Here is a 26870-nt window from a genome sequence, read left to right as displayed (position 1 = left end):
ATCTTTTTTATTTTTTCATACATCTAATTCTATTACAGATTTGTTAAAGGTCATCTCTTCATACACCTTTAAATTTTGATATATAGATTCTAATAATGGTGCCGCTATAGAAAATTTCTCTGCTACATCCAGTAAATATCCTTGCAAGTGCTTCCCTTCAATAAACGAACCCTTTTCCATATCACGTTGCATTGATGACTTCATATCATACGAAATTTTATCAATCGTTTTCATATGTTCCTGGGCAATATTAGCCTTTACTGGAGCTCCTAATACTCTCATGATTTGTACAGATTCCTCAAACACATTACGGATAAAATCACGGCCGCCTTCACTTTCACGGATTGGTCCAATTGGTGCACGCATTAACGTTGTCACACCTGACATTACAGTAATAAATAAATATTTATGCCACATATCTTGCGTAATATTTTCACTTAAAACAAAACTAGATTTCGTACCTGAAAATGCTTTAGAAATATGCTTTACTCTCTCTGAATTTTGAGACTTAATTTCTCCAAACACAAGTCTGTTGGCAGCGCTAGTTTGTACAATTTCTCCTTGATTGTTTAACGTCGTCTCGATAAAGCATAAACCGCCAATTACTTTTTCTTCGCCGAATTCTTTTTGTAATAGCGATAAATGAGCGATACCATTTAACAATGGAATGATTACAGTATTTTCGCCAACAAACGGCTTCAAATCTTGAATTGCCTCGTTTAAGTGATACGCTTTTGTTGAAAATAAAATGACATCAAATGGAGAAGTTCGCTCTTCTTTCGTTATTAATTTCGGTCGGAAGGAAAAATCCCCGTTAACACTTCGGATTACAAGTCCTCTTTCCTCTAATTGTTTTTTCCGTTTACTACGAACAAGAAACGTGACATCTTCTCCCTTCTCGACTAATCTGCCACCAAAAAATCCTCCGACTCCACCAGCGCCTAATACTAAAATCCGCATACAGCATCCCCCTTTTCAAAATACAATTTTATAACTTTTAGTATACATAACATTATACATGTTCCCTGCTAAATAAGCTGAATTTTCACTCTCAATTGAGTATAAAAGAGTGGTTATTTTCAAATAAATTTGGGCATGTTGTTTCTATAGCATATATGGAAAGGACACAATGTAGATGGAGGCAATACAATCAATTGAGGAAAAAGGTGTAGCAACAGCTATATTCCAATTTATATTCCCGTTTTCGTTTAAAGCTGGATATGAACAAAATATGTTCCCTTTCTTACAAAAAAACGATTTTCGTCCTTTTCGGCTCGATCATCTCGATGATGAAAATACATATTATGGGGAGTTTAAAGTTTCACATCAAAATATGGAAGCATACTATCTTTCATTTACAAATAAAATTCTCTTTCCTCATTCAGAGCATCAAAAGGGCTTGCAACGTTATTCAAAGGACCTTAACTTAACTGGACATTTAACAACAAACCTTATTTCAATTCCATTCAAGATACACTCTATTGATGTAACACTTTGTCCTTATGAACTTGGCTTCTTAACAATTCGAACAGAAGTAAACACTGCTCCAAACATGACTTTATCTGAAGCAATCGAATTCGCTGCTCGCTTCCGTGTACTTGAAACTAAAAATGATACAAATGAGACTATTTGTATTGAATGTAACGGAAAGAAGTATTCCCAAGTTGAAAAATTCATTTTTGGTTATTTATTTCATGGTGTAACTGATTTCTTTGAAAAGAAGAGATTAAGAAGTTCATACTTTCAAACCTTCCCTTTCTTTGAAGACCAAAGAATGTACGTTCAAACTTTATTGTCACTAAAAGAAGGTATGGAACTTAATGAAGTAGATGTTTATCGTACTTCTAGTCTTTCCGGATTAACAAGTGATGGTAAGCCCTATGTGAGTGCAAATAACCTTCCTTACATTCATGACTATTTAAAAAAACACGCTTACCAGAGATGGGCTCCAAATCGTTATTTCATAATGGAAGAACATATTTTTACATGTGTAACAAATGATGGAGAACGCGAAATCTCTAAACTTGCTAGTCAAATGTTCGGAGAATTTTATTACGCTTTATTATTAAACCTATTTCATAAAATTGTTTTATTAAAAATGGCAAACGCCTATGCTGAGCTAAACATTGAACAAGATACTAATGAAATAGAGAAATTAATTTATTCGATCAATTCGTTCACTGCTAATTATTTTTCTTTAGAATTAGTATCCCAATCACAAAGTGAAGATATTTTCTTTCGCTTAAGAAAACTTTTTAATATTGAGGTTCTATACTCGAATGCGAAACAAAATCTTGATAGTTTGTTTAAATATCAAGAAAATGTCGCCTCTAAAAAAGATAGCCTTTTATTATTAATTTTAACGCTCTACTCTGTAGTGGGCCAAATGTTAGGGTTTACTATGATCGACCTTTTAAGAAACACCGATTCAAACAAAATATCGTCACCTCTTGAATTTTTCGCTCTATTAATTGCGATTAGCGGCATTGTCATTTCACTTATTTTAGGAGCCCAAAGTTTATACCAATGGGGTCTACAGCATAAACAAAGAAAAGCTTGGGTAAAACAAACGGTACTGTCTGCTGTAAAAGAAAAAGAGGATAAAAACTAAAGAAGGTTATTTTCAAATTCTTGGTGTGCTACAGTAAGTGAAATTTTTATCAGCGATTTTTTAAATATATCGACTTACCGACAAAAAACGACAAATGACAGGACTGGATAATAAAAAAAGGGTACTCCAAAATAAAACTTGGAGTACCTTTTTATTATACGAATTCAGCTTACTTCCCTGCTTCGATTTTCTCTAATGCAGCAGCTACTTGTTCTTCAGTTAATTCATGTTGTATTACATAGCGGTTACGTGGACTTACACGACATTCATGAGAACATGCACGTAAATATTTCGCTTCGTTTTCTTCAGAACATAAAATTTTCTTATTACATTCTGGATTTGAACAGTTTACATAGCGCTCACATGGTTCACCTGTAAAGTGATCTTTACCAACGATAACATGTTCTTTTTGGTTTACTGGAACAGCGATACGTTCATCAAACACGTAACATTGCCCATCCCAAAGCTCACCTTGTACTTCTGGATCTTTTCCGTACGTTACAATTCCGCCGTGAAGCTGACTTACATCTTCATAACCTTCACGAACTAACCAACCAGAGAATTTCTCACAACGAATTCCACCTGTACAGTATGTTAAAATCTTTTTACCTTCAAGTGTTTCTTTGTTTTCTCTAATCCAATCTGGTAATTCACGGAATGATTCGATATCAGGTTTAATCGCGCCTTTGAAGTGTCCTAAATCAAACTCATAATCATTTCGTGCATCAATGATAACTGTATCTTCTTGTTTCATTGCCTCATAAAAATCTTTTGGCTCTAAATACTTCCCAGTTATTTCGTGTGGGTTAATGTCATCTTCTAGACGAAGTGTAACTAATTCTGGACGAGGACGTACGTGCATTTTCTTGAATGCATGCCCTTCTTCTTCATCTATTTTAAATACGATACCATCAAAACGTGGATCATTATTCATTGCTTCCATGTATTTCTCTGTTTGCTCTACAGTTCCAGAACAAGTTCCGTTAATACCTTCTTTTGCTACAAGAATTCTTCCTTTTAATTCAAGTGAATTACAAAATGCTAAATGCTCTGCAGCAAATTCTTCTGGGTTTTCAATTGTTGTGTACATGTAATATAGTAATACTCTGTATGGTTTTGTAGTTGCCAATGTATTTCTACCACCTATCTAATTTTTAAAATCATGTATAAGTTAACGTTCATATCAAAACATATATAATAAGAAAATGAATCCCATTTTCTTTTCTTTATACTATTTTCTATCAGTTAACAAAAATAAAAAACAAGATTACACATCATAACACTATGGTTATGTTGTAATCCCAATATATTATATATCATACAATTGCAATTCCATCAATTAATATGCTGTATTATCAGCTTTATGTTCACATAAATTTCAAAAACAGCCCTTTAATTCACTATGTTTCCCCATGTCATCACACCATAAACTCCCAATTCATTTTACATTATCACACCATCCATTGCATAAAGGCATATAATTTGCATTAAGGAAACTTTCGTGTTCAAATGAAATTATCACATAACATATTTAAATGTATTGAAATAATGAGTAAGAATAAATACAATAATTTCATCAAGTTAACATTTTAAAGGGGAAAACTACTATGAATAAAGATATAACAAAAGATAAACATCTCCCTTCTGAAAGTACAACTGTACAATCAGCTCACTTAGCTTTAAGTGGAGAAACAAAAGGCTGGAAAAGACTGTTACCATTTTTAGGACCCGCTTTTATCGCGTCCGTTGCTTATATTGATCCTGGCAACTTTGCTACAAATATCGCAGCTGGTTCACAATATGGATATTTACTATTATGGGTTATACTCGCTTCTAACTTAATGGCTGTATTAATCCAAACTTTATCGGCTAAATTAGGAATTGCTACAGGAAACAATTTACCCGAAATAGCTCGTGAAAACTTTCCAAAGCCTGTGTCTATCGGCTTATGGATACAAGGTGAACTAGTTATTATGGCTACAGATTTAGCGGAATTTATTGGAGCTGCTTTGGGGCTTTACTTACTATTTGGAATCCCGATGCTACCTGCCGCTTTAATTACAGCAGCCGGATCATTTATTATCCTTGAATTTCAACGTAGAGGATTTCGTCCACTAGAAGCTATTATTACAGGAATGATTTTCATTGTAGTAATTGCTTTTGGGATTCAAGTTTTTTATGCAAAACCAGAATTAAGTCCCCTTCTTTCAGGACTATTTATTCCAAAATTCCAAGGTGTAGACAGTATATTACTTGCAGCAGGGATTTTAGGTGCGACAGTTATGCCGCATGCAATATACTTGCATTCTGCATTAATACAACGCCGTGTGGTCGGAACAACTGACGAACAAAAGAAAAAGATTTTTCGTTTCGAATTTATCGATATTATTATTGCAATGGTTATCGCTGGAGCAATTAATGCGAGTATGTTAATTGTTGCAGCTGCACTATTTTTTAAAAATGGTATGCACGTTGAAGATTTAGATGTTGCTTACACTCAATTTACCAACTTAGTAGGTCCTATATCAGCTGCTTTGTTTGGAATTGGTCTGTTATCAGCCGGTTTATCAAGCTCTTCTGTCGGTACAATGTCAGGCGATATTATTATGCAAGGATTCATTCGCATGCATATTCCGTTATATTTACGCCGATTTATTACAATGATTCCACCACTAGTTATTATCGCTTTAGGTGTAAATCCAACTTACGCTCTAGTTATGAGTCAAGTTGTCTTATCATTCGGTATTGCATTTGCACTTGTACCACTTATTATGTTTACAAGTAATAAAAAGATTATGGGTGCACTCGTTAACCACCGTATAACAACATTTATCGCATGGATAATTGCTGCTCTCGTTATCGTTTTAAATATCTTCTTACTGTATCAAACATTTGTAGGGTAATGAAAAAAGGGTATTCCAATTTTTATTTGGAATACCCTTTTTCAATTCATTATTTGTATTAATCCTATAAACTCTTTTTAAGATAAATTATATAATCTATTTCCAGACAATAATTCCCTTACGCCTTGAATAATCTTTATTTTCAGATTAAATTATATAATAACAAATACATTCTATTTTCATGTGAAAAGGAGCGAAAATATGTTTCCTTTATTAAAAACTGAAAGACTCATTTTAAGAGAACTTACCGAAGAAGATGCACCGCGTATACTACAATGCTTTTCTAATACTAATGTACTGCGCTATTATGGCCAAAAACCGTTACAAGATGTTGATCAAGTGAAACAAATCATTCATAACTTTAAGTTGAGTTACAATGCAAGAAGCGGTATAAAATGGGGGATCGAATTAAAAGACAAGAAAGAACTTATCGGTACCATTGGTTTTCACGATTGGTCTTCTGAGCATAAACGAGCCAATATAAGTTATGCCTTTTTGCCTGAACACTGGGGAAAAGGATATGCGACTGAAGCTGTTTCTGAGGTTATATCATACGGTTTCCATACGATTCATTTAAAGCGGATTGGAGCAATTGTATTTCTTGAAAATGAAGCTTCCAATAAAGTACTATTAAAATTAGGCTTTGAAAAAGAAGGTGTTCTAAAAAATTATATGTATCAAGATGATATCCCATATGATACGAATTTTTACGCTTTATTAAAATCGATTTAATAGAATTCATGTGTAAAAAACTTGTTTTAGTACACTAGATATAGGTAGTGAATTTTTAATGAAGGATGCTAAGTACTATACATTATAAAACATTAAAAAAGGGCTATGAGTAAACTTTTACTCATGCCCCTTTTTATGTTCTTTTTCTGTTTTCGCAATGCTTTTGGAATATGTACGCAAAAGGCTCACTTTCCATTTAATCCCCCGTCATCGCATATGCTCTAGAACGAAATTCCCCACAAACATACCGAAACTCAAAAATACCACACTTCCTCTTATCCTTATCTGGATTACGAAGGTTTTGAAACACAGGGGAGTTTCGATAAATTTCAGCTAGCGATGTTGTTCTAATGTTCCCGGTTTTAATTACCAATACCTTATTTGGATATGTTTCTCAGTATAAAATTAAGAAATTAGGAATTTTTCATTACTCTAAAAACACGCTCTTTAACTGAAGATTATTAAATTAAGTTTTTTAAAATTATATTTTTAAAGGTTTTCAACATCATTGCCTCTTTTCTAAAACCATAAAGAAAGTACTATCTGGTAGCGCAACCGCATTCCCAGACTCATCTGTAAACTCGATTTTCTCGCTAAGATGGTTTGTATATCCATCCTGCAAATAGTTCATAGCTTGAACGATGTTTACTTTATCTCCAAAGATACTCTTTACAAAATCCTTATAATCGTTTGGCGTAAAGATTCCAAACTGCTCCTGCACTTCATGAACGAAGGAGTCCTCGCCCCAAGTATATGTATATAAGAACTCCATTGCATCGTTAACAGGCATTTTGACTGTATTTTCTGCAATTACTTCATACTGGATTGTACGCCCCTTAAATTCATGGGCATACTGCTCTAAGAACTTCATTCCATCTGCATCTTTAAAACGAATCAACCGCATTAACTTTTTATCTTCGGTCATGATGCCATCACGAATGATAATACGACCTCCTCGCTTTAACACCTTATAGGCACTCTGCAGCCCCTTTTTAATAACTTCATGATTGAATTTCTTACCTTCATACTCGATATAAGAGAACAGCTCATGAAGGATAGAAGAATATACAATCGTATCAACCGATTCTTGTTCAAACGAGCTGCTTAAGTTGATTGCATCTCCTTTAATGACGTCCCAAGAACGCCCTTCGTTCTGCTTCTTCTTTTTCAACGTATCAATCACGTTTTCAGAAATATCGATACCGTAGATTCGTTTATTCTCGGTCTCTTCTTCAATCATGTCTAGCATGACACCACCACCAGCTCCGACATCTACAATCGTATCTCCCTTTATATAATCAAGAATAATTCGTTTATCATCAGCCGAGCTATTCATATGCTCCAAATACACTTCTTCGTTATGGAATCTATCATATGCATCCTTTCGTAACCCGAAGAAATCAAACAGCAGCACATTTGCCCGAGCATGCATCATATCTATCTTTTCTGCCTCTACACAGAAGGTAATTAACGCCTCACCTACAGCAGAAAACTGAAACGACACATACGCAGTCTTCATATCTTCATCGACTTTAACCTTAAAAGAAACATGCGTTGTATTCGGTTTCTCGTTCTCACGGTACTCCCGTAGATACTTCTCAATAACCCGCTTACGATACACGTTGTCCTTTTTTTCGCCTTTAAAATCATAATGCAGCTGTTGCATCAATTTCTCGAAATGTATATGCTGAACTTTTCTAGTGCCTATCTCATTCTTTAACATAACAAAAACTGTCCAAATATCCTCAAAGCTAAGAGCATGCATAGACGGTTCTACATACCATAAATCCTTATCAAATAAGAATGTTTGAACGTCACTCTTCTCGCTCCCCATAATTATATCTTTTTCAAATGCTGACTCCTTATGTTTTGGCGTGAGTCTATGTATGCGAGAAGTAAATGGTTCCATATAACCATCAAACAAACCATCAATTGTAATCTTCACATCGTTCTTCACTTCACTCCACAAAGCTTTTGATACGCCCTCAATAATGCATTGGTTAAGATAGTATAGAATCTCCTTTAACCTAACGTCTCCGTATTCTTCTTTATATGTGTTAATTAAATCAATATGGGAGTCCAAACGAGCCTCTCCGCGGATATACTGCCCGATTAATCCATGTGTTCTAATTAAATCTCGAATAAACAAATATTCAATAGCGTTTAAGTTTGTCTCTACACGTTCAATAAACTGAATGTCACTAAAGATATCAGCAGAACCCTCATTATGTACCAATAGATTAATCCCTTTTTTCTTCCATTGCTCCCGCTGTTTTAAAGATCCTACCTTTGCAAGTTCACTATACGTTAGTACCTTTTCAATAATATGATACGCTTCTTCAGCTAAAGGCAATCCATCTAGCACTTGCAGCGTACGGTGTACATAGTACAACACTGCATCTGTTTTTAATGCACCAAGTGCTTGTACATTCTCATAGTTTTGATGTATCTCCTCTGCCTCAATTAGATGTTTTAACCACGTAGGGATTGCAACAGAAATCCCTTCAATGTATGTATTTAGAACTTCAATGCTTTTCAACTTATTTCCCTCCATATATAATCAATATCTGTAGTAAAGTCTGGGACACCTTCTCCAAAAAGAGCATCACCTTATGTCCCTCCCCCTAAATACTACTACTTGCTTTTTACCATCTACATCTCTTTCGAATAAAAATGCATCAAACCCAGTCTTTTTATCATGTAAAAGAGAGATATCAATTTCGTTACTAACATGCCAAGGTTGTAACATATTCTTTTGTTCATCTCTTATTTTAACTTCATTTGTTTTAACAGAATCAACTGAAAATGGAAAAGGCAAGCGGGTGCACTCCACTTGCCATTTTTTCATAGCTTAGTATGTATTTGAATTTCTTTTGCTTTCTCTTTTTCACCCTTCACGCGTACAATTAAATCATATGATCCGGATTTTGGAGCTTCAAAAGAAAGCAAACCTTCTTTTTGAGAAGTGATTTCTTCTTCATAAATAACCTTATCATCTTTTGTAACTTGTAATAAAATTGTACCTTCTTCAACAGCTGCTTCATAAGGGATTTCCACATTTCCTTTTTCAGCTTTAAGCGTTTGTACATCGTAATACCCTTGCAGAGAACCAATTTTCAAAGTCGTTTCGCCATTTTTTTGAACCTTTGTAACTTGTGTTGCTGTATTGCACGCACTTAACAATACAACAAGAGTGAGAATCATAAATAAACGTAATGATTTCATAGAAATTCCCCTTTTTTTATGTATATGAGAATTAAAATCCATTCTTTAACTATTTCAAAAACACCAACACCTAAAAAGAATCACTGCTTTTCTTCAATTTCTTTTTTAAATAATTTTTGAAACTCTAATTCTGTTTCATTAATAAAACCAAGATGTAACACACTAGAAATATCTTCATGATTCAAGAAGAAATTGTACTCTGAAGAAATATTACCATGAGGGAAATAACAACATACATAATCCCATGTTGTTTTTGTTTCAGAATCCATTTGTCTTCTTCCATAAACCATTAATGGATGTTCCCAATCTTTAAACATTACAACAGAACCTATTGGAAGTAATTCTAACTCTAAATTTTGTCCCATCTTATTTCCCACCTCTTAAAATAGCTTTTTTTACAATAAAATACATAATAGAGAATAGTAAACAAGCTCCAATTGTACCGAAAGTTGCAATTGAAATTTTCCCTGCTAATGATTCATTTGGATCTAATGCATTAGGTAAAACTGTCCCAAAAATTGCAATGCAAGCTAATATAACCATAAAATATTTTAAAATTTTCACTTTCTTATTCATACTAATTTTCCCCTTTATTCTTTAATAGCAAATTCTCCACCAAATCCCCATAAACCTACACCAGGACCAAATGGTACATGGAATTTCACTCCACTTTTTCCAGCTTCTAAAGATCCCCCGACTGTCCCAAGTGACGCCGATCCTCCAATTTGTAATTTTTTATCAGAAAATGGAAGTGGGATTTTTATAGCACTCTCATATTTTACCAGAGTAGCTTCAGCTCCTATATGTAAATTCCCATTTTCTACATGAGCACCTAACTCTGCAGTAGCAAGTGCTACTTTAGCTTCAGCTCCCACATTAGATCCTTTAATATTCTCTAGTTCTATTCCAGCTTGAGCTACCGTAAAACCAGCCATTGGTCCAAAAGTTTGTTCCCTCTTGTTTTTATCTTTCACATCAAATTTATCATAAGTACGAGAACTTACAAATGGCTCAGCTTCAACTGTAAGCCCCTTAATAAATAGACCACCAGTTCCCTTTTCATCTACAAGTGATTTTTCATATTTTTCACCATTAATTACATAACCAATTCCTTTTACAACTACTCCAGCTCCCGCTTCAACTGCTGACTTTGAATTCATCAAAAGTGAATGATTTTTAGAGTTTTTAGACGAGTATTCCATATCAGCTTTTTCAAATTTCTCTGCTATACGAAGTAATTCATCTTCTATTTGCTTTATAATATTAAGAAAAGATTCATGTGCTTTATTCATTCTAGGTAGATCATTATAAAAACTTAAACTGGAAGCACCAACCCATCTCATTTGAAGCTTTAATAATTCCCCTTGAATTTTAAAATGACGATCTGATTCTATATTACTAGCATATTTAAAATTCTTTGCAATTCTTCTCAATTCTTCCGGTCTAACTTGTATATTCCCCATGGATATCCCCCTATCCCAATAACGCATTCAAAAAATTTCATCACACAAATTTTTAATCCTAATCATTAAAAACCCTACTTTTTCTTACTTTAATTGTTTCTAAAATGTAGAAAAGAATCCCTAAACCAAATATCTTTTCAGCATTAGAAATATTATTACCTAATTTAATAATAGGTACATTTAATCCGAATCTTTCGCTCCATTCCAAAGGCATATATCCTCTTTTACAGTTTATTAATATCCGGTTATCCATTGTCCGAAAAGAAGTTTCGAAAAAATCAAATTCAACTTCTACTTCACAAATTTTCATCTCTTTTTCATTCATTAAAGAACCACGTACCATTCCAAATCCTTGTATCATATTTTCTTTAAACATCCCTACACAATTATAATTTGAGTCATAAATAGCCCAATCATAGTTTTCAACTTCACTATGAAAATATGCAAGAATTTCCCCATCCTTTGCTTCCAATCCAACAACTTGCTTGTTTTTTAAAAAAGGTAATTTTGAAGAAATTATATCAGTTGGAACTATAGTTGTTCCTACTATATAGGCGCCATCGGGAGTATATAAACCGTAATGTTTATTATTTTGAGGTAATTCTAGTAAAACATAAGTATCAATATCCCAAAACTTCAAATCATTTTTAGCTATATTCTCTTTTAATAAATTCCCTTTTCTTAATTGCCAAAATCCAATTCCCCCAAAAACAAACGAAGCTATAACCATAAATATTATTTCTCCCCAATTAACATCACTCCAACTATTATACAGACAATATAATCCAAAGAGAAAAATCCCTGTCCCAATTAAACACTTAAACCGTCCCCTTTTTTTATAATACTCAAATAATTCCACACAAACACCTCTATCAAATCATCTTAATACCCCAAATTACCTTTTAAGTATACCAAGGACAAAATATATAATCTAATATTTTTTTTATATAATTAAAAACAAACATAGTTACAGAAAAAGAATGTTTGTATGCTGATCTGTACTACATTTCCTTATTCCTTGTATGCTATATTTCTATTCTTCTTTTTACTTAAACAAACTGCTCAATCTTATTTGTTGCAACTTCTTATGAATGTGTACCTACAATTTTGCATTTATCTTCTTTATATGCAGGGAACACCACCAAAGGATTTCCCTGCCCCCTGTAAAAAAAACCTTACTTTTAAAAAGTAAGGTTTTTTGTATTTATTCATTAGCAATATAAGCATTCTTATAAGTATAAATACCACCAAATTGATGCTTTTCAATTCCTTTTACATAATCCTTTTGTACATATGCTGAGCCAATATGATAAAGCGGCGCCACCGCAGCATCTTCTAATAATACCTGCTCGGCTTCTCGCAACGCTTCCCATCGTTTTTCCGTATCTAGTACAAAATCCGTTTTCGCTTTCTTTATTAATTCATCGTAACGAACATTAGAATAATTCATTTTATTATTCGGATTCCCTGTCGTAAATAACTCTAAATAACTAATTGGGTCTTTATAGTCAGGTCCCCAATTTGCCATAGTTATATCGTAATCACCTATTTGTTCTAACTGTAATTTTTGCTTAAATGGCTGTTGTTTAATTTGTATCGTTAACCCTTGCAAATTCTTCTCTAAATCACCTTTTATATATTCTGCCATACGTATTGCGTTATCTTGTTCGAACGTTAAGAACTCTAGGTTTACTTGTTCTACCCCAAGCTCTTTTTTCGCTTCTTCCCAAAGTTTTTTCGCATTTTGCAAATCATATGAGGAAATATCTCCATTTTCTTTTCTAAAATCTTTACCAGTCACTTCATTTACATGACCAACTGGTACAAGTCCACTTGCAGGTTTTGCTCCGTTATTAATAAAGTGAGCAACGAAATCATCTTTATTTAACGCTAATGAAATAGATTGACGCACCTTTTTATTTGCTAACGCGTTATTTTTTTCATTAAAACGAAGCATAGCAATTCCAGGATCACTCGACATATGTAATTCCTTATTCCCTTTATACTTGTCTACAACTTGCGAATTAATAGGTACTCGATCTAAATCTCCGGCTTCATATAAATTTACAGCTGTCATTGTATCCTTTACGATATGAAAGTTTATTTCGTCTAATTTCACTTTCTTTCGATCCCAATATGTAGCATTCTTCTTTAATTGAAACTCTTGTTCATGCTTCCATTTTTCTAATACAAATGGACCGTTATATATGAGATTACTAGGTTCCAATGCATAATTGTTTCCTTGTTCTTTCAAAAATGATTCATGCTGTGGTAAGTATATAGGTAGTGCTAACAACTGTAAAAAATACGGAATTGACTGTTCGAGTTCAACTTCTAACGTATAATTATTTATCGCTTTAACCCCAAGTGCATCAAGAGGCATTGTTCCCTTATTGATCTCTTTCGCATTTTTTACATAAAAGAGCATGGACGCATATTGAGAGGCTGTTTCAGGGTTAATTGCACGTTTCCAAGCAAATATAAAATCATTTGCTGTTACATTATCCCCATTTGACCATTTTGCATCTTTACGCAAGTCAAATGTATATTTCTTACCATCTTCACTTCTTTTAAACGATTTTGCTATGGCTGGAGTAGGCTGATCTTGATCGTTTAATACATATAACCCTTCAAATATATTCTGCATAATGTGTGCTGATGTACCATCTGTTGTTTTCACAGTGTCCAGAGAAGGAATTTCTTCTGATACTGTTACATTTAACACTTGTTTTTTAACCTCTATGTCACTTTTATCCGCTTTATTATTACAAGCTGTTAATAATAAAGATGTAACAAGTGCCATTACCATTAAATGGCTCTTTTTTCGCTTCATGAGTTGTTCTCCTTAAATATAAAATATTATAAAGCGTAATATATTATAGCAGAAATACTAACAGAAAGATGCGACATTCTTTTGAATATTTATTCGTTCAAGAAAAAAACTATCCTTTTAAAAGGATATGGATTACCTTGGAATCTTTTCGATTTTTAACGAAAAAAACATATAAACTAATAGGAGCTTAACTTTTCCTCAATAAAATCGAATTTAATTGTCGCTTCAATACATACTTTCTATTTTATAGCATCTAAATACCACAATACCAAATTAACATTTACGGATATTTTACGAAACTTTCGGAAATTAAGACGAATATTCTGGACTTATCGTTCCGGAATATTTATACTAAGTTACATGAATGGAGGTGTTATAAATTGGGTAGAAGTATTAGTTTTAACAAAGAACACGCTTTAAATAAAGCTATGCATTTATTCTGGGAAAAAGGTTATGATGCTACATATATATCAGATCTTATTGAAACGATGGGTATAAGTCGATCTACTCTCTACGATAGCTTTGGAGATAAGGATGCACTATTTAAACTAGTTTTGGAACATTATAAAAATTATGGCTCTCAAAAGAGAAATTTACTTTTTAGTGGTATAAACACAAAAGCATCACTTAAATCCTTTTTTTATCAACATATTGAAAAATGTTATTCAGGTGAAATTCCAAAAGGTTGTATGATAACTAATTCTTCACTGCTTATTGGACAAATTGACCCTGCCATAGAAGAAATACTCATAAATGATTTTAATGAACTTGAAAAAGTATTTAAGCAAGTTATCGAAGAAGGAAAAAAGAAAGGAGAAATTTCACAAGAGGTTGATACTGAATTAGTTGCATATTCTTTATTAAGTTTAAATCATAGTTTGAATGTAATGTCTAAATATAAAAAAGAGAAAAATTCAGCCTATCATCTAGTAGATAAGACTATTGCAGACCTATAGTCTTTCTTTTTTAATGATTTCGGAATGAACGTTCCAAAAAGAAAGGAATGATAAAATTGACTAAAAAGACAAATTTTCTAATATTTATTTTAGCAATTAGTTGTGGTTCACTTGCTGCAAATATTTATTATGCACAACCAATTGTACAATTCATTGCAAAAGATCTGAACATTTCTTCTGATTTATCTGGATTGCTCACTACTTTGACACAAATTGGGTATGGATTGGGGTTATTTTTTATCGTACCGATGGCTGATTTATTGAAAAGTAAGAAAATAATAGGAATTCTTATCGGGTTAACTATTTTTTCATTAATTGGTACGCTAATTTCGACAAACGGAATTATTTTTTTACTATTAACAACTATAATTGGCATTGGGGCCTGTGCAGCTCAAATGTTAGTTCCACTAACAATGAGAATCGTGCCAATTGAAGAGGCAGGTAAATATGTGGGTAAAGTGATGAGTGGTTTATTGATTGGGATTATGATTGCTCGCCCATTATCTATCGGAATAACAGAGTGGTTTAGCTGGAGAATGGTATTTCTTTTTTCATTAATAACCCTAGTTACCGTATTACTGTTAATTCTAAAATTTTTACCCAACTATGAAGTTATCTCAACTAGTAACATGACATATCCAAATTTAATAACTTCTATGGTAAAGCTACTAATAAATACTTCTCCTTTACAACAAAGAGCTTTTTATCACGCATGTTTATTTGCTGCATTTAGCCTTTATTGGACAGCTATTCCAATTTTATTAAGATCAGAGCCATTACATTTTTCAAATAATGAAATTGCATTATTTGGCTTTGTTGCAATTGCTGGAGCTTTATTAACTCCTACTATTGGTAAAATAGCAGATAAAGGTTATATTTTTACAATGACTAATGTATCATTGGCACTCGTACTATTATCGATCGTACTATTATTCTTTGTTCAAGATCATTCACTATTTAGCATAATTTTAATTCTTATCTCAGGTATCTGCATTGATATTGGTGTAGCAGGAAATTTATTATTAGGTCAAAAAATTATCTTTGGTTTGAATCCCGAGATAAGAAACAGACTTAATGGATTATATATGACTATTTTCTTTTTGGGAGGAGCCTTTGGTTCATGGATTGGAAGTTATACTTACTATAAATTTAATAGTGAAGTAACTTTACTCATTGGAGCTGCTTTACCTTTAATCGCCTTAATAGTTCATTTAATACACAATAATACAATAAGTTTATTAAAAACCAAAAATAAATACATGTCCTAACTATCAATGTACTCTAAAACTAGCGTCAACATCTAATTTTTTGGGTAGTGTTAGCATTATCACTTCTGTTGCAAAGTTTTAAAAAATATAGTGAGGTTTACAAATTAGAAATAGGCTGTGGAGAAGATTCTCTCCACAGCCTAAAAAAGTTATCTTTGTAAACCTCGTTTATAACGACTTGCTTCAAATATAATACGCTCTTCATCTAACGTTTTACATTCACCATTCCAAACGACACGTTTTCCGTTAATAATTACATCGCTTATATCTTTACCACTCGCAGCATATACAAGGTGTGATAACACTTCATCTGCTGGTTGTAGATGCGGCTTGTTAGACGGGTCAATCGTAATAAAATCAGCACACTTACCAGCTTCTAGTGACCCTGTTTGTTTCATCCCGATTACTTCCGCAGCTCCTTTTGTCGCAAGAGAAAGAGCTGTTTCAACTGGTAATGCTGTTGCATCTTGGTGAATACCTTTTTGTAATAAAGTCGCTATGCGCATTTCTTCAAACATGTCTAAATTATTGTTAGATGCAACACTATCTGTTGCAATTCCTACTTTTATTCCTGCTTCTAGCATCGCTTTTACATTCGCTATACCAGAACCTAGTTTTAAATTACTATTCGGATTATGAGCTACTCGAACATCATGTTCTGCTAAAAATGCACGCTCATCATCATTTAATACTACACCGTGTGCAATAACTGTTGGGCGTTTAAACAATCCGCAGCTCGCTGCATATTCTACTGGACGTTTTCCGTACTGTGCTTCAATATCACGTACTTCACGCTCTGTTTCAGAAAGGTGGATATGAACCATTGTTTGATTCTCTACTGCAATACGAGCACACTCTTCTAACAATTCTGTACTACATGTATATGGACTATGTGGTGCAACCATCGTAGTTAACATGCCACTTTCTTTATAATAACGCTTCACATATTTCTCAGCTTCTTCAATCGCTTTCTTTTCATCGTCTTTCGTTCCGAAGCTAAATAAAGTCCTTGAAACAGCAGCTCGCATCCCGCTCCTTGATACCGTTTCCATAATTGCGTCTTGATCTACTCCAATTGGATTAAACATGTCAGAGAATGATGTTGTACCACTTTTCACCATCTCAAGTAATCCTAATTCCGTACTAGCGACCGCAAGCTCTGGAGTAAATTGACTTTCCAGTGGCCAAATTCTCGTCTCAAGCCATGGCTGTAATAACATATCATCTCCAATACCTCTTAGGAGACTCATTACAACGTGTGTATGTGTATTTACAAGCCCTGGTAAAACCCACTTTCCTTTCATGTCAATTACTTCATCTACTTCAAAATCATTTGCAAATTCTCCGCTCTTTACATCTATAATTTGATCATTTTCTACAATGATATATCCATTTTCTATCACTTCGTTTTGTTCATTCATCGTTACAATTGTAGCGTTTACATAAGTTGTTTTCAAAAGTATTTCCCCTTTCAACTCTATGAAGTTCCCTTTAATGAAGTTACCACCATTATAGTAACTTATTAAAGATTAAGAGTCAAAAGATAATTTTAATTCTTTCGTTATTTTTCCCTTCAAAATGCTATATTGTTTTTCATTTGTATCTGCAAATGCTTCTTCCCGATTTGACTTTTCATCCATATAATTCAATTTCCCATTGAATTGAGTCTCTGTAAAATCAAATCTCTGCCCATCTATAAAGTTATAAAAGTGCCATACCTCTCTTACTTTTGTCTTTTTAATTTCTCCTCCGTATATGTCTTGAACGACAAGAGCTGTAACACCACATTGTCCCTTTGCTGGGTTTTCAATTGTCCACTTTGAACTCGTTTCAATCGACCACGATTTTATTAGTGCTTCATATATTCTTTTTTCCTTTACATCATCCATTCTAATCTTCCCCTACTATTAATAGTTTTACACATCATATTTCAAAAGAGGCAGTACACGACCCTTAAAGACAGTTGATGGTGTCTCTCCTATTAACTGTGCTCCCATTTTCAAGTAATATCCTTTTGCATTCGGATCACTATCAATTGTAAAACTTTTTAATCCTAGTTCATTGGCTTTTTCTATTACATACTCCCAAAGTATTTTCCCGTAACCTTTTCCTTTGTAATGAGGATGAATGTACAAGAAATCGAGAGCTTTATCATTACGTAAAAATGAGAAAAAACCAATCTTCGCATTATCGTTTTCTAAAACATATACAAAATTATTTTTTATGTACTCCTCCGTAATTGTTAAATCTTCCTTACAAGCAAGTATGAATTCTTCACTATAATTCCACGTTGCTTTTGAATGTAGTGCGAGTTCACTTAATTCATTTGCTTCACTTAATAATGCTTCTCTTATCTTCATGATTCTTTTTCCTCACTTTCAATATGTACACTACTAAATTGATTCGGAAAGCACTTCAAAAAAACCTTTAATTTCCATAAATTAGAAATTAATTTTATAAATCTTTATTATAATCAGTACGATTTTCAACAATTTTTTTAAAGAAAAAGAACACCATCCCTAAAAGTTGGCGTTCTCTTTTTCTAAAATTTAATCTTCAAGCTCACTCATTCGTTTTACTATTTCGTACGATACAAACCTATACAGTTTCTACTACCGCTTCAAGCATTGTTCCATTTTTAGCATAGTTCGTATGCCAAGAAAAAGCTTTTTCTAAAATATGAGGAGTTTGTCCACCTCTTATTTTTGCTTCTTCGTAATAAGCTCGTAGCTGTTCACGATACATTGGATGTGCGCAATTCTCAATAATAAGTTCCACTCTTTCTCTTGGCGCAAGTCCCCTTAAGTCGGCATATCCCTGTTCAGTGACGATAACATCTACATCATGTTCAGTATGGTCTACATGAGAAACGAAAGGAACGATACTTGAAATGTTACCACCTTTCGCAATCGATTTAGTAACAAAGATAGCTAGGCGGGCATTTCTTGCAAAATCGCCAGACCCACCAATACCATTCATCATTTTTGTACCTAAAACGTGAGTAGAGTTAACATTTCCGTATATATCTAATTCTAATGCAGTATTAATTGAGATTAATCCAAGGCGACGAATAATTTCAGGATGATTGGAAATCTCTTGTGGACGCATCATTAATTTGTCACGATATTTTTCAAAGTTAGAAAATACTTGTTGCATTTTCTCTTCAGAAAGCGTGATAGAACAACAAGAAGCAAAATTGACTTTTCCAGCATCCATAAGATCAAAAACTGCATCTTGTAAAACCTCGGAATATACTTCTAAATCTTCAAATTCTGAATCTAATATTCCATGCAATACGGCGTTAGCCACTGAACCAATTCCTGATTGTAACGGCGCTAAACGATTTGTTAATCGGCCTACTTTGACTTCTTCTCGAAGGAATTCTATTAAATGCTGTGCCATAATAACAGTTTCTTCATCCGGAGGAACAATTGTCGATGGCGAATCCAATTGATTCGTAAACACAATTCCCTTTACTTTTTCAGGATCAATTGGAATACCGATTGTTCCAATTCGGTCATCTGTTTTCACAAGCGGAATTGGAAGCCTCTCCCCTTGTTTACCTGGTTCATATAGATCATGTAGCCCCTCTAATTGTGCGGATTGAGCCATATTCATTTCAATAATAATAGACTTAGCATTTAAGGAAAACGCTAAGGAATTTCCAATTGAAGTGGTTGGAATAATCATTCCGTCCTCTGTAATCGCAACCGCTTCCACAATGGCGAAATCTATATCCAGAACGTCAGCACGGAGTAACTCTGCTGTATGAGACAAGTGTTGATCCACAAATAAAAAGTCTCCGTTATTAATTCCTTTTCGCATAGTCGCGTCAGCTTGGAAAGGTAATCTTTTCCCTAAAATTCCTGCCTCAGCAAATAATTTGTCTACATCCGATCCTAAAGAAGCCCCAGTATAAACATTTACTTTAAAAGATTCATCATTCTTAACTCGGTTTACAAGCGCAAATGGGACTGCTTTTACATCACCTGCACGTGTAAACCCACTTAAGCCTAAAGTCATTCCACTTTGAATCCAGGAAGCTGCTTCTTCAGGTGTAACTACCCGATCTTTTAGACGTTGATCTCTGATTCTATCTAAATTGTTCTCCATATGTAATCCCTCTCTCATTGAATATTCATAATTATTTTACACATTAACACTATCAAAATAGGGATTTTAGTATGCAATGCCGAAAATTCAGACAGAACAGCAAATCTAGGTTCTAAAGCAGAAAAATTTAGAATCCTAGAAGTTTACGGAAATAACTAGCGTATGATTGACTAACTGGTACTCTCTCACCATTATCCATTGAAAGTACAAAAGTAGAATGGGTATCAGGATAAATCGCTTTAATATGATTAACATTTACAATAAACGAACGGTGACATCTAATAAATGAATCTTTCGGAAGCAAGTATTCGAATTCTTGCAGAGAGTATTTATGTGTTCCTGATAACTCTTCTGAATTCACATACGTCTTTTTATCTTTAGCCTCTAAATACATAACCTTTGAAAAAGGAACCGGAATCCAGCCGTCTGTTGTTTTTAAAGTAACAACTGACTTTCCATCCGTTAAAGCTGGATAAATTGCCGTTACGCACCCTTCAAGCTTTCCATTGTTTGAAAATGGTACAGCCATTCCATGATAAGGAATACCAAAAACATCCCGATTAATAAACTCAGAGGTTTTTTGATTCATCACCATCGCTTTATGAGCAATCGTTCCTTCTTTTATAGGATCCCCGACACTAATCTTTAAATCAATTCGTTTACTTGGCCGATAGTAAATATATTCTTTCGTATTCGAAACAGCAATTGAAATTTCATCTGAAAATAATTCCCCAACAACATCTAGTAATAAACCTAACGTTCTATCTTCCATTCTATTAACACCTCATTCACTATTATACTACTATTATGAACAGGCATCTGTTGCTTTATAAAAAGTTTGATTTTAAGTTACTTTTAAAATTAGTTTTATTCACTATTACTTCGTTACTACAAAAAACCTCACTTCAGAAAAGTGAGGTTTCCTCTCATACAATATTTCTTTATTTTTTGAACGACTATAGAATAAGATTTATTTTTTATTAAGTAAAGTGAATTTAAGAATTTATTGCCCCTATTTCTGTATAATAAATAATCCCAAACTACAAACAGTTTGGGATTATCTTTCTCATTTATTATGCGCATCTAACCACGAAATTAAATCTTTAAATACTTCATCCTTATTTACTTCATGAAACATTTCATGTCTACCATTTTCATATAAACGTAGTGTCACGTCTTTCACACCACATTTTTTATAGTTTTCATATACTTCTTTTACACCTTTCCCCATATCGCCAACAGGATCACGATCACCAGAGAATATATGTATTGGAAGATTCTTTGGCGTCTTCTTGTATTCTTCTAGTTTATTTACTTCTAATACTCCAGAAAATAATTCTCGGTAAAAACTCGTCGTACAAATGAAACCACATAACGGATCCGCAATATATTTATCAACTTGATTATTATCTGAAGATAACCAATCAAATTTTGTACGATTTGGCTTAAAGTTCGAATTGAAGTTTCCGAAAGATAAAAAGTTTAACATTGGACTTTTCGTTTTTGCCCCGCGCAATTTCATTTCGATTGTTGCTACTTTATGACCAATAGCTCCTAAAAGCCCTGGATTTCCACCTGTTCCTGAAATTAGAAATCCATCATATAGTTCACCCCTAAGTTGTACAGCACGTCTTGATAAAAAAGAACCCATACTATGTCCAAGTAAAAACAAAGGACTTGACTGTTCTTCTTTTATCCTTTCTGAAACAAAGATAACATCCGATACAACTTGATTCCACCCTATATTTGGTTCAAAATGACCATAATCTTCTTCTTTTTTTACTGTTTTCCCATGTCCTTTATGATCATGCGCATAAACACCATAACCTGCTTCCAATAAAGCATCTACAAATTCTGTATACACCCCTGCATGCTCTGTCATGCCATGTGCAATCTGAATAATTCCTCTCGGATCTCCTTCTGGTAACCATTTACGCAAATAAATTTCCGATCCATCCAATGCCGTAACGAAACTTTCCTGTACATTCATTTCGTCAGCCCCCAAATTTATTATGTATACCTTTAAGAAAAATGAATATCCATTCACTTTTCTTATTTTATATTATATGTAATTGCTTTCATTATGACAAATGATGTATTTTTCAGACTTGCTTTCAAACTAATCTCTTGACGAACCAAAAATAAAATTATATAGTTACTTACATAAAGTAATTATATAATTTTTAGGAGGTTTCTACTATTATGATGCCATCACTATTTTTAGCACATGGTTCGCCTATGCTCGCTATTCAAGATACAGACTATACACGATTTTTAAAAACACTTGGAGAAACATATAAACCGAAAGCAATTGTTATTTTCACTGCTCACTGGGAAACTGAAGTATTAACGATTTCCTCATCAGATAACGAATATGAAACAATTTATGATTTTGGAGGTTTCCCCCCTGAGTTATACGAAATCAAATATCGTGCGAAAGGCTCTTCTAGCATTGCATCTATGTTAGAAACAAAATTTAGAAACAAAGGTATTTCAGTCCATCATAATATGACCAGAGGTTTAGATCATGGTTCATGGACACTCCTGCACCGCATGTATCCAGAAGCAAATATTCCTGTCGTGCAAATATCAGTAAATCCATTCCTTTCTGCAAAAGAACAATTTGAAATTGGAGAAGCACTTAAAGGACTCGGACAAGAAGATATTTTAGTAATCGGTAGTGGCGTTACCGTTCATAATTTACGAGCACTGAAATGGAATCAAACTACACCTGAAAAATGGGCAATTGAATTTGATGATTGGATTATTAAACATATGCAGAATAACGATAAAGATGCATTGTTTAATTGGGAGAATAATGCTCCTCATGCACAATTAGCCGTACCAAGAGCAGAGCATTTTGTTCCTTTGTTTATTGCAATGGGAAGTGGCGAGAATAGCGGTGAAGTCATTCACCGTAGTTATGAGCTTGGTACATTAAGTTATCTCTGTCTTCGATTTTAAAGAAAAAGGATGAAGCACATGTTGCTTCATCCTTTTTCTTTTTCATTCACTTAGTTAACTAACTTCCAAACGTTGTTTCTCTGATACTTCTTCGTTCTTATTATGAAAATAAACCCAAATACACGCAATAAATAATAGTGATGATGTAGAGAGGAAAACATATTGGAAGCCTGCATGCGCTGCAATTTGTCCCCCGAGCACTGGCCCAATCATATTTCCTAAAAACTGAAACGACTGATTATATCCAAATATTCGTCCCGTAACATGGGTTGGTGTATGTTGTTTTAGTAGAGTTTGTACGGAAGGCAATAATCCTGCTTGTGCGATACCTAATAAAAATCGAAGAATTAATAGTTGCCAAGCTGAGGTTACAAATGCTTGCGGGATAAAAATAATTCCTGCTGCAAATAACGCTACAACTAACGTTTTTTGAGGACCGATATGATCTGATAATCTTCCTAGTCTTGGTGCTGCCAAAATAACTGCTAATCCTGTCGCTGACATAACTGCACCCGCAATTGTTTCAATATGTGCAGTATGAGGACCTACTAAATTTTTCACGTACAATGTAACAATTGGTTGAACTGACATATTAGCAAGTTGAATAATAAATGTTGTTACAAATAAACTAATAATTAAATGCTTCGCTGGGACCATCGTCCATACTTTTTTCGGCTGTGTTTTTTTTGCTTGAGCAGAGTGATTTTCTTCATGCAGAAAGAAAAAAACGATGAGAAAGGAAAGGAATAAAAAAGCTCCTGTAACAAGAAAGACATGACGCATTCCAATTAACTCAGACAAATAACCTCCAAGTAACGGGCCAAGTAACGAACCGCTCACACCACCAGTTGAAATTGTGGAAATCGCCCAACCTGAATGTTCTTTCGGAGTTTCTGCTGCAATAAATGTCATCGCTGTTGAAAGGAAACCAGATACTGCTCCCATTAAAAATCTTAGTGCGACTAGTTGATACACATCCGTTACAAATCCCATAAGCGTCATAATAATCGCCATACCAAGGCTAGCACGAATAAGCATCAATTTCCGTCCATGTATATCACCAAGCTTCCCCCATATTGGTGATACAATCGCACCCATTAAAAATGTTACACCAAATGCAAGTCCCGACCACTGTGCAATGCTTGAAGTGCCAGTTACTCCTAATTCCTCAATATAAAAAGATAAGAAAGGAATTACTAAACTCATACCGGCTGCAGTGGTAAAACAACCTAGCCAACAAATCATTAAATTCCGTTTCCAGCTGGCCATTTTCACACCTTCTTTCTTTAGATACCCATTCTACACCCTTTCTTGTAAAAAGTTTAGTAATTTGCTTTATATGTAAGATTTACTACAAAACCCGCTATTTTCTAGTGAAAATCACTACAATCCCACATTTTTTTCATAATAAAACCAACTCCCACTAAATGAAGTTGGTTAATAATCCATTAAACCGTAACCATAAATAATTGAAACAATTACACCCACTACCAATATACCTGGAAGTAAATTTGCCACCTTGATTTTAATAATACTAAGCAAGTTCAATCCAATAGCAGATATCATAATGCCGCCCGTAGCCGTCATCTCCACTATAAATTGGTTCATTAATTCTTTCGGGACAAAACTATTAATTTGTGTTGCAAAAACTGCAATACCACCTTCATATAAAACAACTGGAATCGCCGAAAATACTACGCCAATTCCTAGAGTTGTCGTTAATATAATAGAAATAAATCCATCGATAATCGCCTTTGTAAATAAAATATCATGATTTCCGCGAATCCCACTGTCAAGTGCACCAAGTATCCCCATCGCGCCAATTGCAAAAATTAAAGTAGCTGTTACAAAACCTTCTGATATGCTACCTTTCCCTTTCGATCCAACTTTATTTTCTAGCCAATCCCCTAAATGTTTTAACTTTTCTTCTAATTGTAACCATTCTCCAATTACCGTACCAATCACTAAACTCAGTATGACAACAAGAAAGTTTTCACTTTTTAATGCCATTTGAAGCCCAAGCACAGTAACCGCTAAACCGATTGCGTGCATTATCGTCCCTTTCATACTTTCTGGAATCCTACTAAATAATTTACCAAGTAAAGTACCAAATATAATACAAATCCCATTTACAACTGCTCCTAATATAACCATTTCTCATTCTTCACCCTTCGAATTCTTTATTTCTATATTTTGGTTTATACATTGATTTACAGGTTATCTATATGTTAACTTAATATTGAGAATATTAACAAATGTTTTCCACTACATAACCCGCTATTTTTTGTAACTTTAATTACCTTTAATAGATTCAGTGTTAATTTAATTGCGGGATAATATTAAAAGGGAAGGTATATATGAAAACTTTACTAAAACGATTTTTGTTAATAGCCTTTTTCATTACACCGATTGTTTTATTAATCAATTACTCTTTTATTTCAAAAGCAAAAGACAAACCCGATTTGCAAAACAAATCTAGTAAAACCGCTTCAAAAAGCGAAAAGAAAATAGAAGACCAAGAAATCACACTCACCTTCTCTGGTGATACAATGTTCGATTGGCAATTACGTCCTATAATCGAAAAGAATGGGGCTGATTACCCATTCCAACATGTAAAAGAAGAAATAAAAAAAGCTGATATTTCTTTTGTAAATTTAGAGTCGGCATTTACAACGAAAGAAAAGAAAGCACCTGGGCAACTGTTTTGGATTAAAAGTGATCCATCTACACTACAAGCTATTAAAAACACTGGATATGACATCGTAAATATTGGGAATAACCACACACTTGATTATGGGCAAGATGGATTATTAGATACGATTTCTCACGTAGAAAAATTAAAGTTCCCTTACATTGGAGCCGGAAAAAATGCGAAAGATGCATATACAGCACGAGAAATGACCGTAAAAGGGAAAAAGTTTAAATTTCTTTCCTTCGTTCGATTTATGCCTGATTCTAATTGGGTAGCTGGTGAGAATAAACCTGGCGTTGCGAATGGCTATGATTTAAATCTTGTAACAAAAACAATTAAAGAACAAAAACAAGATGCAGACTATTTAATCGTCTATATGCATTGGGGCGTTGAAAAATCAAATCGTCCGGTAGAATACCAAAAGCAATATGTACCTAAAATGGTTGAAGCAGGAGCTAACGCAATTGTCGGAAGCCATCCACATTGGTTACAAGGGTTTGAGTATTATAATAAAGTTCCTATCGCTTACTCATTAGGTAACTTTTTATTCCCGAGTTATGTGAATGGGAAAAGCGCTGAAACTGGCGTATTAACTTTAACTTTTAAAGGAAAGGATGTCCAAATGTCATTCAATCCTTATATCATTCGCAACAACCAAGTTTCCCCTGTAAATGAGGGAGAAAAGAAAAAAGCTCTTCAATATTTACAAACAATTTCAACTGATGTAGAAATTGATGATACAGGGAAAATAAAAAACAAACGAAACTAGACAGCTCAAGATCTATTTCTCTGTAATATACTTTACAGAATAGGTGATAAACATGCTGAAAGACTTATTAGAAAATGTAAGTTTGTTAGAGAACGTTTATGAAATGTCTATAGCAGTTCTACTTTTATGTTCCTTTTATTCTGTGAGACTATTTAAAAAAATAAAGCGAGAGAGAAATCTTACTCCTTTTGAATTTACAATGTATGTAATCATTCGTATTGCGATACTCTTTTGGTTAGCTAGCTTTATTCTTCTTGAATTTAATGAGTACCTAGTTTAACTATAAAAAAGATAGAACAAGCACTATATTCCCTCGCTTGTATCTATCTTTTTTATTTACA

General features: G+C 33.7%; 26 protein-coding genes and 1 pseudogene. 8 read left to right on the top strand and 19 right to left on the bottom strand.

Annotated features, from left to right (window positions below; genetic code table 11):
* Positions 1-15: 15 nt before the first annotated feature.
* Positions 16-960, bottom strand: coding sequence for a 2-dehydropantoate 2-reductase (gene panE, locus BM089_RS04975; protein ID WP_001221913.1), 945 nt, complete (start codon positions 958-960; stop codon positions 16-18).
* A gap of 175 nt (positions 961-1135) precedes the next feature.
* Here panE and BM089_RS04970 point away from each other — a divergent pair, with 175 nt between their 5' ends.
* Complete coding sequence (locus tag BM089_RS04970) at positions 1136-2611, top strand: hypothetical protein (RefSeq protein ID WP_000387439.1); 1476 nt, start codon at positions 1136-1138, stop codon at positions 2609-2611.
* A gap of 169 nt (positions 2612-2780) precedes the next feature.
* Here the strand turns inward: BM089_RS04970 and BM089_RS04965 are convergent, their stop codons facing one another.
* Positions 2781-3740: an oxygen-dependent tRNA uridine(34) hydroxylase TrhO gene (locus BM089_RS04965; RefSeq protein WP_000246224.1), complete on the bottom strand. Its 960-nt coding sequence runs from the start codon at positions 3738-3740 to the stop codon at positions 2781-2783.
* Positions 3741-4218: 478 nt separating this feature from the next.
* On the opposite strand from BM089_RS04965, the gene BM089_RS04960 reads away from it, so the two are divergent.
* Both BM089_RS04960 and BM089_RS04955 read left to right on the top strand, forming a co-directional pair.
* On the top strand, positions 4219-5514 hold the full coding sequence (locus tag BM089_RS04960; RefSeq protein WP_090976163.1) for an Nramp family divalent metal transporter: 1296 nt from the start codon (positions 4219-4221) through the stop codon (positions 5512-5514).
* A gap of 201 nt (positions 5515-5715) precedes the next feature.
* Complete coding sequence (locus BM089_RS04955; RefSeq protein ID WP_090976161.1) at positions 5716-6246, top strand: GNAT family N-acetyltransferase; 531 nt, start codon at positions 5716-5718, stop codon at positions 6244-6246.
* A gap of 92 nt (positions 6247-6338) precedes the next feature.
* On the opposite strand, the pseudogene BM089_RS30540 reads toward BM089_RS04955, so the two are convergent.
* The 9 genes and pseudogenes from BM089_RS30540 to BM089_RS04915 form a co-directional block, all read right to left on the bottom strand.
* Positions 6339-6640 (bottom strand): annotated as a pseudogene (locus BM089_RS30540) (radical SAM/SPASM domain-containing protein); the annotation flags it as partial.
* A 111-nt stretch (positions 6641-6751) separates the two neighbouring features.
* Entirely contained in the window at positions 6752-8800 is a 2049-nt protein-coding gene (locus tag BM089_RS04950) for a class I SAM-dependent methyltransferase (RefSeq protein WP_088020844.1), read from the bottom strand.
* A 51-nt stretch (positions 8801-8851) separates the two neighbouring features.
* Positions 8852-9064: a hypothetical protein gene (locus BM089_RS04945; RefSeq protein WP_139213206.1), complete on the bottom strand. Its 213-nt coding sequence runs from the start codon at positions 9062-9064 to the stop codon at positions 8852-8854.
* 26 nt (positions 9065-9090) lie between these two features.
* Complete coding sequence (locus BM089_RS04940) at positions 9091-9471, bottom strand: BA_1872 family lipoprotein (RefSeq protein ID WP_000838921.1); 381 nt, start codon at positions 9469-9471, stop codon at positions 9091-9093.
* Positions 9472-9551: 80 nt separating this feature from the next.
* Complete coding sequence (locus tag BM089_RS04935; RefSeq protein ID WP_000531359.1) at positions 9552-9836, bottom strand: DUF4176 domain-containing protein; 285 nt, start codon at positions 9834-9836, stop codon at positions 9552-9554.
* A gap of 1 nt (position 9837) precedes the next feature.
* Positions 9838-10047: a hypothetical protein gene (locus BM089_RS04930; protein ID WP_001036914.1), complete on the bottom strand. Its 210-nt coding sequence runs from the start codon at positions 10045-10047 to the stop codon at positions 9838-9840.
* Between the two features lie 14 nt (positions 10048-10061).
* Positions 10062-10934, bottom strand: coding sequence for a WXG100 family type VII secretion target (locus tag BM089_RS04925; protein ID WP_090976159.1), 873 nt, complete (start codon positions 10932-10934; stop codon positions 10062-10064).
* A gap of 58 nt (positions 10935-10992) precedes the next feature.
* Entirely contained in the window at positions 10993-11793 is an 801-nt protein-coding gene (locus BM089_RS04920; RefSeq protein ID WP_139213205.1) for an ABC transporter ATP-binding protein, read from the bottom strand.
* 345 nt (positions 11794-12138) lie between these two features.
* The gene (locus BM089_RS04915) at positions 12139-13767 is read right to left on the bottom strand and encodes a peptide ABC transporter substrate-binding protein (protein WP_065228631.1); all 1629 of its coding nucleotides are present in this window, start codon (positions 13765-13767) and stop codon (positions 12139-12141) included.
* A 380-nt stretch (positions 13768-14147) separates the two neighbouring features.
* Between BM089_RS04915 and BM089_RS04910 the strand changes: the two genes are divergently transcribed.
* Positions 14148-14723: a TetR/AcrR family transcriptional regulator gene (locus tag BM089_RS04910; protein ID WP_000533752.1), complete on the top strand. Its 576-nt coding sequence runs from the start codon at positions 14148-14150 to the stop codon at positions 14721-14723.
* 47 nt (positions 14724-14770) lie between these two features.
* Positions 14771-15991, top strand: a complete 1221-nt coding sequence (locus BM089_RS04905; protein WP_081367225.1) for an MFS transporter — start codon at positions 14771-14773, stop codon at positions 15989-15991.
* 149 nt (positions 15992-16140) lie between these two features.
* On the opposite strand, the gene BM089_RS04900 is transcribed toward BM089_RS04905, so the two are convergent.
* From BM089_RS04900 to BM089_RS04875, 6 genes are all read right to left on the bottom strand, one after another.
* Entirely contained in the window at positions 16141-17466 is a 1326-nt protein-coding gene (locus BM089_RS04900) for a bifunctional S-methyl-5'-thioadenosine deaminase/S-adenosylhomocysteine deaminase (protein WP_002093942.1), read from the bottom strand.
* A 54-nt stretch (positions 17467-17520) separates the two neighbouring features.
* Entirely contained in the window at positions 17521-17880 is a 360-nt protein-coding gene (locus BM089_RS04895) for a YunG family protein (RefSeq protein ID WP_000342909.1), read from the bottom strand.
* Between the two features lie 27 nt (positions 17881-17907).
* Positions 17908-18351: a GNAT family N-acetyltransferase gene (locus BM089_RS04890; RefSeq protein WP_000701896.1), complete on the bottom strand. Its 444-nt coding sequence runs from the start codon at positions 18349-18351 to the stop codon at positions 17908-17910.
* Between the two features lie 238 nt (positions 18352-18589).
* The gene (locus BM089_RS04885; RefSeq protein WP_071714441.1) at positions 18590-20104 is read right to left on the bottom strand and encodes an acetyl-CoA hydrolase/transferase family protein; all 1515 of its coding nucleotides are present in this window, start codon (positions 20102-20104) and stop codon (positions 18590-18592) included.
* Between the two features lie 127 nt (positions 20105-20231).
* Positions 20232-20876, bottom strand: a complete 645-nt coding sequence (locus BM089_RS04880; RefSeq protein WP_000390209.1) for a LytTR family DNA-binding domain-containing protein — start codon at positions 20874-20876, stop codon at positions 20232-20234.
* 294 nt (positions 20877-21170) lie between these two features.
* A complete protein-coding gene (locus BM089_RS04875) occupies positions 21171-22094 on the bottom strand; it encodes an alpha/beta hydrolase (RefSeq protein ID WP_001102583.1) in 924 nt (307 codons plus the stop codon).
* Positions 22095-22306: 212 nt separating this feature from the next.
* Between BM089_RS04875 and BM089_RS04870 the strand changes: the two genes are divergently transcribed.
* Positions 22307-23068 (top strand): DODA-type extradiol aromatic ring-opening family dioxygenase, encoded by a 762-nt coding sequence (locus tag BM089_RS04870; protein WP_071714442.1) that lies wholly within the window; start codon positions 22307-22309, stop codon positions 23066-23068.
* A 54-nt stretch (positions 23069-23122) separates the two neighbouring features.
* Here the strand turns inward: BM089_RS04870 and BM089_RS04865 are convergent, their stop codons facing one another.
* Positions 23123-24337 (bottom strand): multidrug efflux MFS transporter, encoded by a 1215-nt coding sequence (locus tag BM089_RS04865; protein WP_000179302.1) that lies wholly within the window; start codon positions 24335-24337, stop codon positions 23123-23125.
* Positions 24338-24505: 168 nt separating this feature from the next.
* Positions 24506-25222: a DUF554 domain-containing protein gene (locus tag BM089_RS04860; RefSeq protein WP_000236031.1), complete on the bottom strand. Its 717-nt coding sequence runs from the start codon at positions 25220-25222 to the stop codon at positions 24506-24508.
* 203 nt (positions 25223-25425) lie between these two features.
* Here BM089_RS04860 and BM089_RS04855 point away from each other — a divergent pair, with 203 nt between their 5' ends.
* Positions 25426-26529 carry a CapA family protein gene (locus tag BM089_RS04855; protein ID WP_000854539.1) on the top strand — a complete coding sequence of 368 codons (1104 nt, stop codon included), beginning with the start codon at positions 25426-25428 and terminating at the stop codon, positions 26527-26529.
* 52 nt (positions 26530-26581) lie between these two features.
* A complete protein-coding gene (locus BM089_RS04850; protein ID WP_090976155.1) occupies positions 26582-26809 on the top strand; it encodes a hypothetical protein in 228 nt (75 codons plus the stop codon).
* The last annotated feature ends 61 nt before the right edge of the window (positions 26810-26870 follow it).

This window comes from Bacillus sp. 5mfcol3.1, from assembly GCF_900114335.1.
GTDB classification, from domain to species: domain Bacteria; phylum Bacillota; class Bacilli; order Bacillales; family Bacillaceae_G; genus Bacillus_A; species Bacillus_A thuringiensis_S.
Note: the sequence above shows the minus strand (reverse complement) of the source record. Positions and strands in the feature narration are given on the sequence as shown.

Excerpts from the sequence above, each read along its gene's own strand:
- panE (WP_001221913.1), bottom strand. The coding sequence starts at position 960 with ATGCGGATTTTAGTATTAGGCGCTGGTGGAGTCGGAGGATTTTTTGGT.
- BM089_RS04970 (WP_000387439.1), top strand. The coding sequence starts at position 1,136 with ATGGAGGCAATACAATCAATTGAGGAAAAAGGTGTAGCAACAGCTATA.
- BM089_RS04960 (WP_090976163.1), top strand. The coding sequence starts at position 4,219 with ATGAATAAAGATATAACAAAAGATAAACATCTCCCTTCTGAAAGTACA.
- BM089_RS04955 (WP_090976161.1), top strand. The coding sequence starts at position 5,716 with ATGTTTCCTTTATTAAAAACTGAAAGACTCATTTTAAGAGAACTTACC.
- BM089_RS04950 (WP_088020844.1), bottom strand. The coding sequence starts at position 8,800 with ATGGAGGGAAATAAGTTGAAAAGCATTGAAGTTCTAAATACATACATT.
- BM089_RS04940 (WP_000838921.1), bottom strand. The coding sequence starts at position 9,471 with ATGAAATCATTACGTTTATTTATGATTCTCACTCTTGTTGTATTGTTA.
- BM089_RS04935 (WP_000531359.1), bottom strand. The coding sequence starts at position 9,836 with ATGGGACAAAATTTAGAGTTAGAATTACTTCCAATAGGTTCTGTTGTA.
- BM089_RS04930 (WP_001036914.1), bottom strand. The coding sequence starts at position 10,047 with ATGAATAAGAAAGTGAAAATTTTAAAATATTTTATGGTTATATTAGCT.
- BM089_RS04925 (WP_090976159.1), bottom strand. The coding sequence starts at position 10,934 with ATGGGGAATATACAAGTTAGACCGGAAGAATTGAGAAGAATTGCAAAG.
- BM089_RS04915 (WP_065228631.1), bottom strand. The coding sequence starts at position 13,767 with ATGAAGCGAAAAAAGAGCCATTTAATGGTAATGGCACTTGTTACATCT.
- BM089_RS04905 (WP_081367225.1), top strand. The coding sequence starts at position 14,771 with ATGATAAAATTGACTAAAAAGACAAATTTTCTAATATTTATTTTAGCA.
- BM089_RS04895 (WP_000342909.1), bottom strand. The coding sequence starts at position 17,880 with ATGGATGATGTAAAGGAAAAAAGAATATATGAAGCACTAATAAAATCG.
- BM089_RS04890 (WP_000701896.1), bottom strand. The coding sequence starts at position 18,351 with ATGAAGATAAGAGAAGCATTATTAAGTGAAGCAAATGAATTAAGTGAA.
- BM089_RS04885 (WP_071714441.1), bottom strand. The coding sequence starts at position 20,104 with ATGGAGAACAATTTAGATAGAATCAGAGATCAACGTCTAAAAGATCGG.
- BM089_RS04880 (WP_000390209.1), bottom strand. The coding sequence starts at position 20,876 with ATGGAAGATAGAACGTTAGGTTTATTACTAGATGTTGTTGGGGAATTA.
- BM089_RS04875 (WP_001102583.1), bottom strand. The coding sequence starts at position 22,094 with ATGAATGTACAGGAAAGTTTCGTTACGGCATTGGATGGATCGGAAATT.
- BM089_RS04870 (WP_071714442.1), top strand. The coding sequence starts at position 22,307 with ATGATGCCATCACTATTTTTAGCACATGGTTCGCCTATGCTCGCTATT.
- BM089_RS04865 (WP_000179302.1), bottom strand. The coding sequence starts at position 24,337 with ATGGCCAGCTGGAAACGGAATTTAATGATTTGTTGGCTAGGTTGTTTT.
- BM089_RS04860 (WP_000236031.1), bottom strand. The coding sequence starts at position 25,222 with ATGGTTATATTAGGAGCAGTTGTAAATGGGATTTGTATTATATTTGGT.
- BM089_RS04855 (WP_000854539.1), top strand. The coding sequence starts at position 25,426 with ATGAAAACTTTACTAAAACGATTTTTGTTAATAGCCTTTTTCATTACA.
- BM089_RS04850 (WP_090976155.1), top strand. The coding sequence starts at position 26,582 with ATGCTGAAAGACTTATTAGAAAATGTAAGTTTGTTAGAGAACGTTTAT.